General features: G+C 63.0%; 13 protein-coding genes. 8 read left to right on the top strand and 5 right to left on the bottom strand.

Features of this window, described 5'->3' with window-relative positions; translation table 11 throughout:
* Positions 1-12 precede the first annotated feature (12 nt).
* The 5 genes from QQL79_RS06980 (at position 13) to zigA (ending at position 7,020) form a co-directional block, all read left to right on the top strand.
* Positions 13-1,611 (top strand): ABC transporter substrate-binding protein, encoded by a 1,599-nt coding sequence (locus QQL79_RS06980; RefSeq protein WP_284389264.1) that lies wholly within the window; start codon positions 13-15, stop codon positions 1,609-1,611.
* Positions 1,612-1,728: 117 nt separating this feature from the next.
* Complete coding sequence (locus tag QQL79_RS06975; RefSeq protein ID WP_284389262.1) at positions 1,729-2,982, top strand: acyl-CoA dehydrogenase family protein; 1,254 nt, start codon at positions 1,729-1,731, stop codon at positions 2,980-2,982.
* Complete coding sequence (locus QQL79_RS06970) at positions 2,979-4,286, top strand: NtaA/DmoA family FMN-dependent monooxygenase (RefSeq protein ID WP_284389260.1); 1,308 nt, start codon at positions 2,979-2,981, stop codon at positions 4,284-4,286. The genes QQL79_RS06975 and QQL79_RS06970 overlap by 4 nt, the downstream gene beginning before the upstream one ends.
* Positions 4,287-4,578: 292 nt before the next feature.
* The gene (locus QQL79_RS06965) at positions 4,579-5,778 is read left to right on the top strand and encodes a hypothetical protein (protein ID WP_284389258.1); all 1,200 of its coding nucleotides are present in this window, start codon (positions 4,579-4,581) and stop codon (positions 5,776-5,778) included.
* A gap of 51 nt (positions 5,779-5,829) precedes the next feature.
* Positions 5,830-7,020 (top strand): zinc metallochaperone GTPase ZigA, encoded by a 1,191-nt coding sequence (gene zigA / locus QQL79_RS06960; protein ID WP_284389256.1) that lies wholly within the window; start codon positions 5,830-5,832, stop codon positions 7,018-7,020.
* Between the two features lie 51 nt (positions 7,021-7,071).
* Here the strand turns inward: zigA and QQL79_RS06955 are convergent, their stop codons facing one another.
* From QQL79_RS06955 to QQL79_RS06935, 5 genes are all read right to left on the bottom strand, one after another.
* Positions 7,072-7,623, bottom strand: coding sequence for a YidB family protein (locus QQL79_RS06955; protein WP_284389255.1), 552 nt, complete (start codon positions 7,621-7,623; stop codon positions 7,072-7,074).
* Between the two features lie 24 nt (positions 7,624-7,647).
* Positions 7,648-7,899, bottom strand: a complete 252-nt coding sequence (locus tag QQL79_RS06950; protein WP_284389253.1) for a GlsB/YeaQ/YmgE family stress response membrane protein — start codon at positions 7,897-7,899, stop codon at positions 7,648-7,650.
* A 144-nt stretch (positions 7,900-8,043) separates the two neighbouring features.
* Positions 8,044-9,549, bottom strand: coding sequence for a tripartite tricarboxylate transporter permease (locus QQL79_RS06945; protein WP_284389251.1), 1,506 nt, complete (start codon positions 9,547-9,549; stop codon positions 8,044-8,046).
* A 10-nt stretch (positions 9,550-9,559) separates the two neighbouring features.
* Positions 9,560-10,021 carry a tripartite tricarboxylate transporter TctB family protein gene (locus tag QQL79_RS06940; RefSeq protein WP_284389249.1) on the bottom strand — a complete coding sequence of 154 codons (462 nt, stop codon included), beginning with the start codon at positions 10,019-10,021 and terminating at the stop codon, positions 9,560-9,562.
* Positions 10,022-10,206: 185 nt separating this feature from the next.
* Positions 10,207-11,187: a tripartite tricarboxylate transporter substrate-binding protein gene (locus QQL79_RS06935; protein WP_284389247.1), complete on the bottom strand. Its 981-nt coding sequence runs from the start codon at positions 11,185-11,187 to the stop codon at positions 10,207-10,209.
* Positions 11,188-11,397: 210 nt separating this feature from the next.
* On the opposite strand from QQL79_RS06935, the gene QQL79_RS06930 reads away from it, so the two are divergent.
* The 3 genes from QQL79_RS06930 (at position 11,398) to QQL79_RS06920 (ending at position 16,500) form a co-directional block, all read left to right on the top strand.
* Positions 11,398-13,251, top strand: coding sequence for a sensor histidine kinase (locus QQL79_RS06930; RefSeq protein WP_284389245.1), 1,854 nt, complete (start codon positions 11,398-11,400; stop codon positions 13,249-13,251).
* Positions 13,248-14,600 (top strand): sigma-54-dependent transcriptional regulator, encoded by a 1,353-nt coding sequence (locus QQL79_RS06925; protein ID WP_284389244.1) that lies wholly within the window; start codon positions 13,248-13,250, stop codon positions 14,598-14,600. Before QQL79_RS06930 ends, QQL79_RS06925 begins: the two co-directional genes overlap by 4 nt.
* A gap of 406 nt (positions 14,601-15,006) precedes the next feature.
* Positions 15,007-16,500, top strand: coding sequence for an ABC transporter substrate-binding protein (locus QQL79_RS06920; protein WP_284389243.1), 1,494 nt, complete (start codon positions 15,007-15,009; stop codon positions 16,498-16,500).
* The last annotated feature ends 204 nt before the right edge of the window (positions 16,501-16,704 follow it).

Raw genomic sequence — 16,704 nt, 5'->3', positions numbered from 1 at the left:
GAGATTTCCCCCATGTCCTCGCTCTGGACACCCAGCCGGCGCCATTTCCTCGGCCTGTCGGCAGCCGCCCTCGGCGCCGGTCTGCTCGCCCGCCCGGCCCTGGCCCAATCGCCCCAACATGGCGGCACGCTAAGTGTCGTGGCAGCGTCCGAACCGCCCACCATGACCGGCATCGCGCATACGGGCGTGACCTTCACCAGCCCTAAGTCAACCGAGGGGCTGCTGACGTTCGATTTCGATCTCAATCCCAAGCCTCTGTTGGCAACCCAATGGTCGATCAGCCCGGATGGCCTGGCCTATACCTTCACATTGCGCCAGGGCGTCAAATTCCATGACGGAACGCCGTTCACCGCCGCCGACGTGGCCTATTCGATCAGCACGATCAAGGAAGTGCATCCGCGCGGGCGCGTGACGTTTGCCAACCTCACCGGGATCGAGACGCCAGATGAGCATACGGTGGTCCTCAAGCTGTCCAAACCTGCGCCATACCTGCTCCCGGCTCTCAGCGCGTCCGAAACCCCAATCGTGCCCCGTCACCTCTATGAAGGCACGGCCGCTGACGCCAATCCGGTCAACAATGCACCGATCGGCACTGGGCCTTGGGTCTTTAAGGAATGGGTCCGCGGCAGTCATATCGTATGGGATCGCAATCCAGATTATTGGGACCAACCAAGGCCTTATGCAGATCAACTGATCTTGCGCATCATACCAGACGGCTCCGCCCGTGCCGCCGCCATCGAGACCGGCGAGATCAACCTGGCGCCCCAATCGCCCGTGCCGCTCAGCGAATTGGCACGTTTCTCCACCCTGCCAAATATCGGCGTCGAGCAGCGCGGCTACTCGTATTTCAACAATATCTCGCGCATCGAGTTCAACTTCGACCGGCCCTATTTCGCCGACGTCAGGGTGCGCAAGGCCTTCGCGCATCTGATCGATCGCAACGTCATCCACCAGACTGCGCTCTATGGTTATGGCACGCCGATCCCCGGCCCCATCAGCGCCTCGCTCACCAAATATTACGTGCCAGACCTGCCAACCTATCCCATCGACCTGGCCAAGGCCGAAGCCCTGCTCGACGAGGCGGGCTACCCGCGTGGCACCGACGGCATCCGCCTGCGGCTTACCCACGATCCGCACCCTTCCGCCGAATATTACAAGCGCGGCGGCGAATATATCCGGCAGGCGCTAGCTGCCGCGGGCATCGAGGTGTCGCTGCGCACGCAGGACTTCGCCACCTATATCAAGCGCGTCTACACCGACCGCGACTTCGATTTCACCTTCCACGGCATGAGCAATCTGTTCGATCCAACTGTGGGCGTGCAGCGGCTCTATTGGAGCAAGAACTTCAAGCCGGGAATCCCCTTCACCAATGGCTCGCACTACGCCAGCGACAAGGTCGATGCTCTGCTTGAAGCCGCCGCCGTCGAGGTCGATGCGGCCAGGCGCTTGGAATTGTTCACCGCATTCCAGCGCCAGGTTGTCGAGGACGTGCCCGATATCGGCGTGGTCTCCGGCGTCGAACTCACCCTCTACGATAAGCGGGTCGCCGATCACACCATTGGCGCCGAAGGCCTCAATGACGGCCTCGCCTATGCCCATTTCACGGCTTGACCCTGCAGGAAAAATTGCTTGCGCCCACGCAAAGCAATTCTTCCTCGCGCGTCGGGCAAAGCCTGACATTGTTCACCAGCCGCGCGGCTTGCCGCCGGCGCATCCCGAATCATTGCCATGACCAACATCAGCCAAGCCTGGGGCGCCGGCCCATCCGACCGCTTCGACACCATCGCCGCCCCCTTCCGCCAGATCTTCGCGCGCATCCGCGAGCGGGCGGTGGCGCGCGACGTCGAACGCGATCTGCCCCGTGAGGAAATCCGCTGGCTCAAGGACGCCGGCTTCTCAACGCTCCGCCTTCCTGTCGAAAACGGGGGGCTGGGCCTCACTCTGCCCGAATTCTTCGGCCTGCTGATCGAACTCTCCGAGGCCGATCCCAACATCACCAATGCCTATCGCAGCCATTTCGGCTTCACCGAAGACGTCATCAACGCTCCCAAAAGCGAATGGCGTAACACCTGGCTGACCCGCCTGGGCCAGCGCGAAACCATCGGCAGCGGCTTCTCTGAAACCGGCGACGGCAAGATCGGCACCTATTCCACCCGCCTCATCCGCAATGGCGATGGCTGGCAGCTCAACGGTGAAAAATACTACACCACCGGCTCCCTTTATGCCGATTGGATCACCCTTGGCGCCGCCGATGACGAGGGCAATCCCATCGGCGCGCTAGTGCCCACTGGTGCCACGGGCGTCGAAATCCTCGACGATTGGGACGGCTTCGGCCAGGCGCTGAGCGCCAGCGGCACAGCGCGGTTCAACGATGTCGCCATCAGCGACGATCTGATCAAACCCAGCGCCGCCCGCTTCAGCTATTCCGGCGGCTTCTTCCAGCTTGTGCATCTGGCCACACTTGCGGGCATCGGCCGCGCTGCGGCAGGCGATCTGGCTCGTCATGTCTCCGAGCGCAAGCGCGTCTATGGCCGTGGCAATGCCTCCCGCTCGGCACAGGACCCACAGATACTGCAGGTTGTCGGCAAGGTGCGTGGCGCAGCCTATGTGTCCGGCGCCATTGCCCTCAAGGCCGCCGAAGCCCTGCAACGCGCCTTCGAGGCCAATCAATCCGGCGACGCAGCCCGTAAGGCCGAAGCCGACCGCAACGCCGACCTTGAAGTCAGCCAGTCGGTAACCGTCATCACCAGCCTGATCCTCGACGCCAGCACCGTGCTGTTCGACGCCCTCGGCGCCTCCGCCGCCAAGCGCAGTCACGGGCTGGACCGGCACTGGCGCAATGCCCGCACCATCGCCTCGCACAACCCCCGCATCTATCACGACCGCATCGTTGGCGACTTCGCCGTCAACGGTAACGCCCCCGCGCCACATGGCGGCATCGGCGTTGCAGCGCCACAGCAAGAAGCGAAAGCACAAGCATGACGACGACGACACGCCGGCTCAACCTCAATGTCGGCATCAATACCACCGGCTATCTCGGCAATGCCTGGCCCTATCGCACCGGCAACCGCCACGACATAGCCGACCCCGCCTATTACCGGCGCCTCACCGAGCTGGCCCATAAGGGCGTGTTCGACGCGGTGTTCTTTTCCGATCATCCCGCGCTGATGACCGATCCGAACAGCCGGCCCTTCCACACCCTCGATCCGCTGATCCTGTGCACGGCCCTGGCCGCCCAGGTGCCCGATATCGGTTTCGTCGCCACAGTCTCATCCACCTATAATTCGCCCTACAATCTGGCGCGCCGCACGCAATCGCTCGACGTCATTTCCGGCGGCCGGCTGATCATCAACATCGTTTCCTCCTTCAATCCCAACGTAGCCGCCAATTTCGGCAGCGACCCCCTGCCTCCGCGCAAGGAACGCTACGCCCGGGCCAGCGAATTCCTCGACGTGGCAAAAGAACTCTGGGCCAGCTGGGACCCGGCCCGCGAGGGCGACGTTCCCGAAGGCCGCTTCTGGGATGCGTCAAGCGCCCATGCCATCGATCACGAAGGCGATTATTTCACCATCAAAGGCCCGCTCAACGTGCCCCGCGGTCCCCAGGGTCACCCGGTCATCGCCCAGGCCGGCGCCTCCGAAGGCGGCATCGATCTGGCCGCCCGCCATGGCGAAATCATCTATTGCAACATCCTGTCCCGCCCGGCCGGCCAGGCCTTCGGCAAGAAGGTCAAGGACCGCGCAGTTTCCTTCGGCCGCGACCCATCGGGCATCCGCATCGTGCCCGGCCTGGTCCCCATTGTCGCTGATACCCACGAAGAGGCCCTGCGCAAGCACGAACTGTTCAGCGGCGCCGGTTCCGAAGATGGCCTGCTGAAACGCTTCGCCAAGGAAAACGGCATCGATCTCGCCGATTTCGATCCCGACGCCGTCCTCGACCCCGCCCAATTCATCCCCGATCCCAACCGCATACAGGCAGTCGGTATGGGCCTGGGTCTCTCCGAACTGCTGACCCATGAGAGCCTGACCGCGCGCCAGGCCGTCCGCCGTTCCGAGGGCCATCATCGCCTCGTCCTCGGCACTCCCGAACAGGTCGCCGACGGCCTTATCGACCTCTGGGCCGATGGCACGGTCGACGGCTACACAATCCAGCCCCCACGCGCGCCGGACGATATCGAAGACTTCGTGGAAAAAGTCGTGCCCATCCTGCAAGATCGCGGCGTCTACCCCCGCGCCTACGAACAAACGACAATCCGCGATCGCTACGGGCTACCCTATCCGGATTAGGTCGGCGCGGCTCAACCTCCCTATCGGGATAGTGTTCTCTCTGAACACATTTAAAACCACGATGTCATTCCGGCGCAGGCCGGAATCCATGCTGAAGGCCATCAGCACATCCAGTGTTGGGAAAGGGCACAGCATGGATTCCGGCCTGCGTCGGAATGACACGGTGGGTGGAGCGTGTCCCACGTGAACGCCCAACCTCAATCCCCAAAAAATCACCCCACCCCACTTGCCAACGTAATAATATTACATCTAGGCTCCACAACGTAATGTAATAACATATGGACGCAAGCCGATGCGCTATTCCTCCCTCCTCGCCTGCACTGCCCTAACGCTCATTGCCACCACCGGCCTCGCCCATGCCGACGATGTCACCGCCTGGCGCCTCTTCGTGGCCGATCATGCCGAAGCCAAGGTCACGGCCATCGACCTGGCCACTGATGCCACGCTCGATACCTTCCCCCTTGAAAGCCCCGGCGTTCTCTACACCACGCCCAGCAATCAGGCCGTTTACGCCGTGGAAGGCGCCGCCAACCGCGTCTCGGCAATCCGGTCTGGCATCGAGATCGAAGATCACGGCGATCACGGCGACATCCACGTCGCCGCACCGGAAACCATTTCCGCGGCTATCTCAGGCAATCGCCCGGTGCATTTCGTCGAACATCACGGCCAGATCGCCCTGTTCTACGATGGCGAGGGCGTTGCCCGCCTCGTGTCGGAGAAGGATTGGCTCGATGGCGACGACAAGCTGGCCATCCGCGAAATTCCCACCAATGCCCCCCACCACGGCGTCGCCATCCCCTGGGGCGATTATGCCATCGCCACCGATTTCGCCCCCAATGGCGAAACCACCCGTCCGCAAGGCGTTTATGTCTACGACGCCCAGAACGCCAAGCTCGGCGACCTCCACGAATGCCCCCTCCTGCATGGCGAAGCCACCTCCGGCAACATCACCGCCATTGCCTGCGCCACGGGCCTGCTGATCGCCACGGGCTCGGGTGAGCCCAGCATCACGCACCTGCCCTATCCAGCAAGCCTGCCCGAAGGCAATGTCTCGACCCTGCTGGGCGGTGTTGGCCTGCAATATTTCCTGGGCAATTACGGCGCCGACAAAATCGTGCTGATCGATCCCGCCGAGGCCGATGCCTTCCGCCTGATCGAACTACCCACACGCCGCGTGCATTTCGCGGTCGATCCGCAGCAACCCAAATTCGCTTACATCTTCACCGAAGACGGCAAGCTGCATCAGCTCAACGTCCTTTCTGGCCGGATCGCCAAGTCGATCACCCTGACCGAGCCCTATTCCATGGATGGCGAATGGAGCCTGCCGCGCCCGCGCATCGCCGTGGCCGGCGGCGAGATCGCCGTCACCGATCCACTCAAGGGCCTCGTCCACATCGTCGACGCCGCCAGTTTCGAGCTGGATCGCGATATCGAGGTCGCCGGCCTGCCCTACAATATCGTTGCAGCAGGCGGTTCGGGCACCACGCACTGATCCCTGCCCGGCCGCCCTCCGGGGCGGCCGTTTCCATCGAGGTGACCCCAAATGAACCGCCTACCCGTCACGGTCCTTTCCGGCTTTCTCGGCGCCGGCAAGACGACCCTTCTCAACCACATTCTCAACAATCGCGAAGGCCGCCGCGTCGCCGTCATCGTCAACGACATGAGCGAGGTCAATATCGACGCCACGCTCGTCCGCGAAGGCGGCGCTAATCTCTCCCGCACCGACGAACAATTGGTGGAAATGAGCAATGGCTGCATCTGCTGCACCCTGCGCGGCGACCTGCTCAAGGAAGTCACCAAGCTCGCCACTGCCGGGCGCTTCGATTACCTGCTGATCGAATCCACCGGCACTTCCGAGCCTCTGCCGGTCGCGGCCACCTTCGACTTCCGCGACGAACACGGCATAAGCCTCTCCGATATCACCCGGCTCGATACCATGGTCACCGTTGTCGATTGCGCCAACCTGCTCAAAGACTATGCCTCGACCGATTTCCTGGCCGACCGCGGCGAAACCATGGGCCCGGAAGACGAGCGCGCCCTGGTCGATCTCCTGGTCGAACAGATCGAATTCGCCGATGTCATCGTGCTCAACAAGGTTTCGGCCGCCAGCCCGGCCGATCTCGCCGCGGCCCGGACCATCATCAAGGCCCTCAATCCGGTCGCCCGCGTCATCGAAACCGACTTTTCCAAAGTACCGCTGGACGAAGTGCTCGATACCGGCCTCTTCAGCCTGGAAGCCGCTGAACAGAATCCGCTTTGGTTCAAGGAACTCAATGGCTTCACCGAGCATATTCCAGAAACACTTGAATACGGCATAAGCTCATTCGTCTATCGGGCCCGCCGCCCCTTCAACCCCATGCTGCTGAACAATTTCATCACCAAAAACTGGGCCGGCGTCATTCGCTCCAAGGGCTTTTTCTGGCTCGCCACAAGGCCCGATCTGGTCGGCGAACTGAGCCAGGCCGGCGCCCTGGTCCGCACCAGCCGCCGCGGCATGTGGTGGGCTGCCGTGCCCCGGACGCGCTGGCCCGACGATGCCGATTGGCGCGCATCCATGGCGCCCTATCTCGATCCGCAATGGGGAGACCGGCGACAGGAAATCGTCTTTATCGGCGCCGCCGGCATGGATGAAGCGGCCATAAGGCGTGATCTCGATGCCTGCCTGATCCCGGCCAAGGGTTTCACCCCCACGGCCTGGCAGGATCTGCGCGATCCCTTCCCCGCCTGGTCCTGAAAACACGTCGGCCGGGATGAAGTTCGTCCCGGCCGGCAATTGCCAATATCGTCAGACCAGGCGGCTGGCTTCCTGTTCGGTCGGAATGCGGCCATTGGGCGTCAGCTTGTTCACCGCCTCCGGCAGCGTCTTGGACAGACGCTCCAGCAATTCCTGCCGGCTGAGGCCCGTTTGCCGGGTCAACGCATCGATCGTGTCAGCGCCCAGCGTCTGCTCAAGACTGGCCGCATCGATCTCCTCATTGTCCCCGTCCTGCACCCAGCTTTTTGCCTTGGAACCCTGCCCACTGGTGTTGAAGCGGTCGACCAGATCGCCCAGCCCGCCGCTGAGCACGCTGCCCAGACCACCGGCGCCGGCCGCGCCACCGAGCATGCCGCCCAGACCGCCCAGCATGCCCTCAAGGCCACCTGTGCCGGGAGCCGCGCCCGTCTGCGCACTGCCTGCACCGGGCTGGCCGGTGCCCACCTGGCCATTGCCGTTCGTTCCGGCCTGGCCATTGCCCAATCCGCCGAGCAATTCGCCCAGCTTGTCCCTGTTCTGATAGCCTGCCACGGCCAAAAGCCCCAGCAGCGCTAGCATTGACGGCATTCCCTTATCGGCCATGGTGGCCTCCTTCATGTTGTGCGCTCAACGGCGCTTGGCGACAAAACCCCAGACGAACAGCACGATGACGGCGCCAACCACGGCGCCGATCAGCCCGGCGCCCTCGCCCGGCGCATACCAGCCCAGGGCCTGCCCGAGATAGGAAGCAACGAAAGCGCCGACGATGCCCAATATCGTGGTCATGATGAAGCCGGATGGCTCGTTGCTGCCCGGCATGATGAACTTGGCAATGATGCCGGCGACGAAGCCGATGATGATCGTCCAGATAATACCCATGACTAACGGTCCTTGTTGGAAGTGAACTGGCAACGCGCCGTGGGGCCGCCAGTTCCTTTTTTCCTTGTCCAACAAGTATGTGCGGCAAACAAAAACCCGCCGGACCAGGTCCGGCGGGTCTGAAATACGCGAGCGTTGTCAGCCTCAATCGTCTTCGACGAACACTTCCTTGCGCTTGCGCCGGATCGAGGGCAGCACGGCGATAATCACCGCCAGCAGCGCCAATCCCAGCAAAGTTGCCGAAATCGGCCGCTCAATGAACACCATCGGGTTGCCGCGGGAAATGATCATGGCCCGGCGCAGATGCTCTTCCAGCAGCGGCCCCAGCACGAAGCCCAGCAGCAGCGGCGCCGGTTCACAACCGAAGCGGATCAGCACATAGCCGACCACCCCGAAAAAGCCGATGGCAAAGACATCGTAGATGTTCTGGTTGATCGAGAAACACCCGATGCAGGCGAACAGCACGATGGCCGGGAACAGCGCGCGATAGGGGATGGAGAGCATCTTCACCCACAGCCCGATCAGCGGCAGGTTGAGCAGCACCAGCAGCACATTGCCGATCCACATCGAGGCGATAATGCCCCAGAACAGCGCCGGCTGGTCGTTGATCACATTGGGGCCCGGGGTAATGCCCTGCAGGATGAAAGCGCCAACCATCAGCGCCATCACCGGATGCGCCGGAATGCCCAGCGTCATCAGCGGAATGAACGAGGTCTGCGCCGCTGCGTTATTGGCCGATTCCGGCCCCGCCACGCCCTCGATGGCACCGTGCCCGAATTCTTCCGGCGTCTTGGAGAGCCGCTTTTCCGCCGAATAGGACGCAAACGAAGCAAGGATATGCCCGCCGCCCGGCAGGATGCCAAGTACCGAACCCAGCCCCGTACCCCGCAGCACCGGTCCGGCAATCCGCTTGAAGTCATCCTTGGTCAGCCACAAATTCTTGACGGCCTTGACCATGACGTCGCGGCCCTTCTCGTTTTCGAGGTTGCGCAGGATTTCGGCGACGCCGAACACGCCCACGGCCAGCGATACGAAATTGAGGCCCGAATAGAGCTCCCGGATACCAAAGGTGAAGCGCGGCTGGCCGGTATAGATATCCTGCCCCACCATGCCCAGCAGAAGTCCCAGCACGATCATGGCCAGTGCCTTGAGAATGGAGCCATGCGCCAGCGCAATGGATACCAACAGGCCCAGCACGATCAGCGCAAAATATTCCGGCGCCCCGAAATTGAGCGCGGCTCGCGCCAGGGGCGGCGCGAAGAATGCCAGCAGCAGCGTACCAACCGTACCCGCGAAGAACGAACCGAGTGCGGCCGTCGCCAGCGCCGGACCCGCGCGGCCCTTCTTGGCCATCTGATAGCCGTCGATCGCTGTCACGGCCGACGAGCTTTCGCCCGGCAGGTTGATCAGGATGGCCGTGGTCGAGCCACCATATTGGGCGCCGTAATAGATGCCCGCCAGCATGATCAGCGCCGTCGCGGGCGAGAGCGAAAAGGTGATAGGCAACAGCATGGCGATGGTCGCCGTCGGGCCAATGCCGGGCAACACACCGACCAGCGTGCCAAGCAGCACGCCGATAAAGCAATAGAAGATATTGATGGGGTCGAGCGCGACCGAAAAACCCAGACCAAGGGAAGCGATGATATCCATGATTGCGCTCCTATTGCCCGAGCCAGGGGCCGAACATCGGCACGCTCATGCCGAGCCCGATGACAAAGATCAGCGTGCACATCACCGTCAGCGCCACTGCAAGGATGATCGCAAACAGCGGAGAATTGAGCCGGCTTGCCATCGCCGCGCCGAACGAGCCGATCAGCACGACGGGCACAAAGCCCAGGCCGCGAATGGTCAGCCCGAAAAAGACAATGACGCCGATGATCAGCCCGATCCCGCGCCAGGGCGGCGCCAGCGCTTCCTCGGCATCAGGCTTCTTCCACCCGCTGGCCGCAACGCCCAGCCCCAGCGCGACCAGCACGCTGCCCAGCAGGAGCGGCATGAATCCCGGCCCCATGCGAAACGCCGTGCCGACCTCGTAATTGAGCGCTTCAATCGCAAAATAGGCCCCAGCCGCGACAAAAATGCCGCCCGACACCAGGTCCTTGGTCGAAAAATCTGTAGCCATATGCTGCCCTCCCGATTTTGTCGTTTGGCATGTAATGCCGCAGTCGACACCCTCCCCATTGCGGGGAGGGATCAAGGGAGGGGGTGGGGAACCCGAATTGGGCCCATCACCCCCTCCCAACCTCCCCCGTCGAAGGGGAGGTGCTATGCTGTGGGTATGGCGCGATAGTGCGCCCCACCCAGGCCTTAGTCCGCGTAAACGCCGGCCGCCTCGATAACCGCGCGCCACAACTCGATCTGGCTGCCCAGCATCTCGGTCAGCGCAGCGGGCGTGGCTTCTTCAGCCGTCACCGGCACCGTACCCAGTTCCGCGAAACGGCTCACCACGGTCTCGTTGGTCAGCGCCTTCTGCAGCGATGCCTCGAGCTTGGAGATGATCGCCGGATCGGTCCCGGCCGGAGCATAGAGGCCATGCCAAACGCCGATTTCGAGATCGAGCCCGCCTTCCTTGGTGGTGGGCAGGTCCGGAAGGTTGCCGAGGCGGCTGAGCGTGGTCACGCCATACGCCTTCACTTCGCCGGCCTGGATCTGGCTCGTCGTATTGGTGGTCTGGTCGCAGATCAGATCGATCTGGCCGCCGATGATATCGGTCATCGCCGGGCCCGAGCCCTGATAGGGCACTGTGGTCATCTGCGTATCGAGCGCATTCATCAGCAGCATGCCGCAGAGCTGGCTGGCCGAGCCGATGCCGGCATGGGCATAGGTGACGTTCTCGCCATTGGCCTTGATATAGGCGATCATTTCTTCCAGCGTGTTCGGCTCGAAGTCCTTGCGGGCCACCAGTGTCATCGGCACGGCGGTAATCAGCCCGATCGGGGCGAAATCGGCTACCGGATCATAGGGCAGGCTGCGGTAGAGCGTCGGCGCGGTCGACATGCCGATATGGTGCAGCAGCAGCGTATAGCCATCATTGGGGGCGGCAGCCACCTGGCCGGCGCCAAGCGTGCCGCCGGCACCGCCCACATTCTGGATCACTACCTGCTGGCCCAGGTCATTGCTCATCACCTCGGCCACCAGCCGCGCCACCGTATCGGTCGGGCCGCCGGCCGCGAAGGGCACCACGACGGTGACCGGCTTGGTGGGATAGTCTTGCGCCACGGCAGCGCCCGTCAGGGTCGCGCCGGTCAGCATCAAGCCGGCGGCAAGGGACAGAATAGTCTTGTTCATTATGGTTCCTCCCGAAAGATCAGCGCTCCTCGCGCAGTGCCTTCAATGCAGCTTCCATGCCAAACCCCGCAAAGCCTGCATTTTCAGCATATCACCAATGCAATCCCGCATCTGCATGCAGAATTCTCGGCAATTTCTTGCCAGCTATAACGGCGTGCTTGGCAAAAAACCGCCAATGCCATAGGAGGGCTATGGGAGGATTTATACCTCATGGCCAGCAAGACCATGCCCTTGTCGCCCTATCAGCGCCTGCTGATCGCGGTCGGCTGCGCGGTTCTGGTTCTTGCCAGCGCTTTAGCGGCCTATGAAATCGCGCTGCAAAGCGGCATCGCCGCCGCCCATGACATCAGTGAACGGCGCCTGCAGATTTTCGATCGCATGCTCGAAGCCAATATCGAGCGCTATCACTACCTCCCCACCACGCTCGCCCAGGCCTCCGAAATCCGCGACGTGCTGGCCCATCCCGAAGACGACACCGTCCGCGCCCGCGCCAATGGGTTCCTTTCCAATATGGGCGGCACCGCCGCCGCCGAGGAATTGTTCATCGTCGATGTCACCGGCCGCTCCGTAGCGGCCAGCAATTGGTGGACCCACCAATCCATGGTCGGCCGCCACTATGCCGAGCGCCCCTATTTCCAGGAGGCAATGTTCGACGGCGCGGCCAAATATTACGCTGTGGGTGTCACCACCGGCGTTCCCGGCTATTTCATCGCCAACCGCATCGACGGACCCGACGGCCCCCTGGGCGTTGCCGTGGTCAAGATCAATCTCGGCGAGATCGAAGCCGTCTGGTGGCGCTCTGGCGAGCTTATCGGCATCTTCGACAGCAATGATGTCGGCATCCTCTCCACCCGCCCCGACTGGCGCTATCGCACACTGGTCGATACCCACCGGAACGATCTCGACGCCCTGGCCCGCGACCAGCGCTATCTGGGCGTCGCCATCAATGGCAATGGCATTGTCAACTCCATCGAACCCTGGCGCGGCAGTGAATTGGCCGTGCTGCGCAGCGGCGACAGCGAAATCAACGGCGAGTTCATGGTCGATCGCCTGCGCATGCCGCTGCATGGCTGGCGCCTCCTCTCCTTCGTGCCGCTCGGTCCTATCTCCAACTGGGCCTGGACATCAGCCTTCTTCGTCGGCGTTGCGGTTGCCGCCATCCTGCTGGCCGCCGTCCTGTTCCTGCAACGCCAGCGTCTGATCCGCGCCCGCCTCGAAGATCACGACCAGCTCGAGCAGCGCGTCCTGCTCCGCACCAGCGAGTTGCAGGAGGCCAATAGCCGTCTGGCCGGCGAAATCGTCGAGCGCCGCGAGGCCGAAAAAGCCCGCCAATCGGCCCAGCAAGGCCTCGTCCAGGCCGCCAAGCTGGCCACGCTGGGCCAGGCACTGGCCGGCGTCGCCCACGAGGTCAGCCAGCCCATCGCGGCCCTGCGCACCCAAACCGCCAGCGCCAAGCTGCTGGCCCGCGGCAAGGTGCCCGAACTCTCCGACCTTTTCGGCAGCATGGAAGGCGTGCTCGGGCGCCTGGTGGCCCTAACCGGCCATCTCAAGACCTTCGCCCGCAAGGAAACCGAAATCTCCATCCAGAGCGATGTGCTCCATATCGCCCACAATGCCATCGAGCTGGCCAACCATTTCCGCGACGATCCCAACCTCGCCATCACCCTCGATGCGCCGCCCCACGCCCTCATCGTCACCGGCAATCCCGTCCATATCGAGCAGGTGCTGATCAACCTCATCTCCAACGCCGCCGACGCCATGACCGGCCTTGAAGACGCCTCCATTCGCATCTCGGTCATCGATACCGGTGAGCATGCAGTCATCTCGGTCGCCGACAACGGCACCGGCATCGACCCGGCCATCGCCGACACCCTGTTCGACCCCTTCGTCACCACCAAGGAGCCCGGCCGCGGCCTGGGGCTTGGCCTTTCCATCTCCTACGGCCTGGTCCGGGAAATGGGCGGCACTATCGAGGTCGAAAACCATCCCGGCGAAGGTGCGACCTTCACGGTCACCCTGCCCTTGGCCGAAGCCGCCGCTCCCCAACACAGAGATTCCGCATGACCACCAAGACATCGGTGATGATCGTCGAGGACGAAGGCATTGTCCGCAACGCGCTCGATCAATGGCTCAATCTGTCCGGTTTCGCCGTCACCACCGTCGGCAGCGCCCGCGAAGCCATGACGCGCCTGGGCGATGCCCAGCCCGAAGTGGTCATATCCGACGTCCGCATGCCCTCCGTCTCCGGCCTCGACCTGCTCGCCCAGATCCGCGACAAGGACCCCACCACCTCGGTCATCCTGATCACCGCCCATGGCGACGTGCCCATGGCCGTCAAGGCGATCCGCGACGGCGCCTATGACTTCCTGCAAAAACCCTACGAGCCCGAACAGCTCGTCAGCGTCATCGAGCGCGCCGCCGAACAGGCCCGCGTCCGCCGCGAACTGGTCAATCTGCGCCGCCGGCTCGATGGCGGCGCGGCCGAATTGTCCAACCGCCTCATCGGCTCTTCCCCCGTCATGGAGGATTTGCGCCAGCTCATTCTCGATGTCGCCGCCATCGATACCGATGTCATCATTCTGGGCGAAACCGGCACCGGCAAGGAAGTCGTCGCCCGCGCCCTGCACGATTTCTCCCCCCGCTCCGCCGCCCCCTTTGTCGCCGTCAATTGCGCCGCCATCCCCGCCGAGCTGATCGAAAGCGAACTGTTCGGCCACGAAGCCGGCGCCTTTACCGGCAGCGCCGGCCCCCGCATCGGCAAATTCGAATTCGCCAATGGCGGCACGCTGCTACTCGACGAAATCGAATCCATGCCCCTGCTCGCCCAGGCCAAGGTGCTGCGCGTCATTCAGGAGCGCACCGTCGAGCGCGTCGGCTCCAACCGCCAGATCCCGCTCGACTTGCGCATCATCGCCGCCACCAAGGTCGACCTGCTTGACGAAGCCGAAGCCGGCCGCTTCCGCGCCGATCTGCACTATCGCCTCAATACCGCGAGTGTCGCCGTGCCCCCGCTACGCCGGCGCGGCGAAGACGCCCTCCTGCTGTTCCACTATTTCCTCGAACTGGCCCAAAAGCGCTTCAACCGCCCCTCCCAGCCGCTCCACCCCGCCGACATCGAGGCCCTCTCCCGCTACGCCTGGCCCGGCAATGTCCGCGAGCTCAAAACCGTAGCCGACAAATTCGCCCTGGGCCTCTCCAGCGCCAATTACTCTATCCAGAGCGCCATCGGCATCAAGCCCGGCACACCCGACGAGAGCCTCAGCCTCGCCGACCGGCTAGCCCAATACGAACGCAGCATCATCGAAGCCGAACTGCGCAAGCACGACAATTCCATCGCCGACACCGCCGACGCCCTCAGCCTCCCCCGCCGCACCCTCAGCGAAAAAATGACCCGCCTCGGCGTCCGCCGCTAGGTGCTTACAGGCAGCGCTTCTGCCGCGATATTTGGGCGGGCGGCCCCTCTCCCTATGGGGAGAGGGTGGGGTGAGGGGGCCTTTCTTGACACTGAGCAAAATGAAGGCCCCCTCACCCGGCCCAAACGGGCCGACCTCTCCCCCTGAGGGAGAGGTGAAGCGGTGCCAAGCACCCTCATGGGTAACCCTACCCACACCGTCCCGCTCCCCCGCCGCACGCTCCCCTGCTATAGCTTGGAACAGCTTTCCCGAAATGCCGCCTCCATCCGAAAGGCATTTCGATCCAAATGCCTAGCAAGCACGGATAGACTACTGATTTCGTAGAGTTTTCTGGCCTCAAGCGATATGTCTTTCACCAGATGGCACTGACCCCGCGTTCAGGCCGACAAACAAGGAGCTTCCAGCCATGTCCCTCATTTCGCGCCGCACTCTGCTGGCCGCTACCCTTCTCGCCAGCGTGGCCTTCACCCCGGCCGCCTTCGCCCAGGATTTCGACGCCAACGCCACCATCCGCATCGGCTCGCTCTACGAACCGCAGAACCTCGACAACACGGCCGGCGCCGGCCAGGGCATCAATGAAGCCTTCAACGGCAATGTCTACGAAGCCCTGTTCCAGCTCACCGACAAGGGCAGCGTCGAGCCGGCCCTGGCCGCCGATTACAAGGTCAGCGACGATGGCCTCACCTATACCTTCACCCTCAAGGACGGCGTCACCTTCCATTCGGGCGATCCGCTGACCGCTGCCGATGTGAAATATTCCATCGAGCGCGTCACCGCCGAGACCTCGAAAAGCTCGCGCAAGAAGAGCCTCTCGACCATCACCGCCATCGACACCCCCGATGACAAGACCGTGGTCATCACCCTCTCGGCCCGCTCGATCTCCCTGCCCTACAATCTGAGCTATGTCTGGATCGTCAACGACGCGGCCGCCGACATCACCGCCACCGAAGACGGCACCGGCCCCTATACGCTCGAAGACTGGCGCCGCGGTTCGGCCCTGGCCCTCGCGCGTTTCGACGGCTATTGGGGCGACAAGCCCACCAATGGCGAAGTGATCTACACCTATTTCACCGACGCCACCGCGCTCAACAATGCGCTGCTGACCAACGCCGTGGACGTCATTACCTCGGTCCAGAGCCCGGATTCGCTGGCCCAATTCACGGGCAACCCCGCCTACACCGTCACCGAAGGCGCTTCCACCACCAAGGAATTGCTCGCCTATAACGACCGCGTCGCCCCCTTCGACAATGTCCAGGTCCGCAAGGCCCTGGCCCGCGCCACCGACAAGGCCAAGCTCCTCAACTCCATCTGGGGCGAGTACGGCACGCTGATCGGCTCCTTCGTGCCCCCGACCGATCCGTGGTATGTCGATCTCACGGGCGTTGATGCCTATAATGTGGATAGCGCCAAGGCCCTCTTGGCCGAAGCCGGCTATCCCGATGGCTTCACCTTCACCCTCGACACCCCCGATTACGATCCGCACCCGCTGGTCGCTCAGTTCCTGCAGACCGAATATGCCAAGATCGGCGTGACGGTGAACATCAACATCATCACCGCCAATGAGTGGTACACAAAGATCTACCAGGAGCACAATTTCGAGGCGACGCTGCAGGAGCACGTCAACCACCGCGACATCGTCTTCTACGGCAATCCCGACTTCTACTGGGGCTACAACAACCCCGAAGTGGTCAAGCTGATCGCCGATTCCGAGGCTGCGTCCTCGATCGACGAACAGACCGCCAAGCTCACCGAAGCCAACAAACTGATCGCCGAAGACGCCGCCAGCAACTGGCTCTACCTCTACCCCCAGATCGTCGTCTCCGCCGCCAACGTCACCGGCTACCCGATCAACGGCCTCAACTCCCAGTTCTTCGCCTACGACATCAAGAAGACGAACTAAGCGGCGAAGCACCGGAGAGCCACCAAACCGTCCCTCCCCCTATCAGGGGGAGGCTAGGAGGGGGTACTCCGATCTACGAGCCTGCCACGACCTCCCCCCCCCCCACAATGTCATTCCCGCGAAAGCGGGAACCTCTGTTTACTTACTTCTGCATCCAAAACGGTGGTTCCCGCTTTCGCGGGAATGACACCGAGGTTGATTGAG

Source organism: Devosia yakushimensis, assembly GCF_030159855.1.
Taxonomy (GTDB): domain Bacteria; phylum Pseudomonadota; class Alphaproteobacteria; order Rhizobiales; family Devosiaceae; genus Devosia; species Devosia yakushimensis.
The sequence above is the reverse complement of the archived record's forward strand: the minus strand, read 5'-3'. Positions and strand labels throughout refer to the sequence as shown.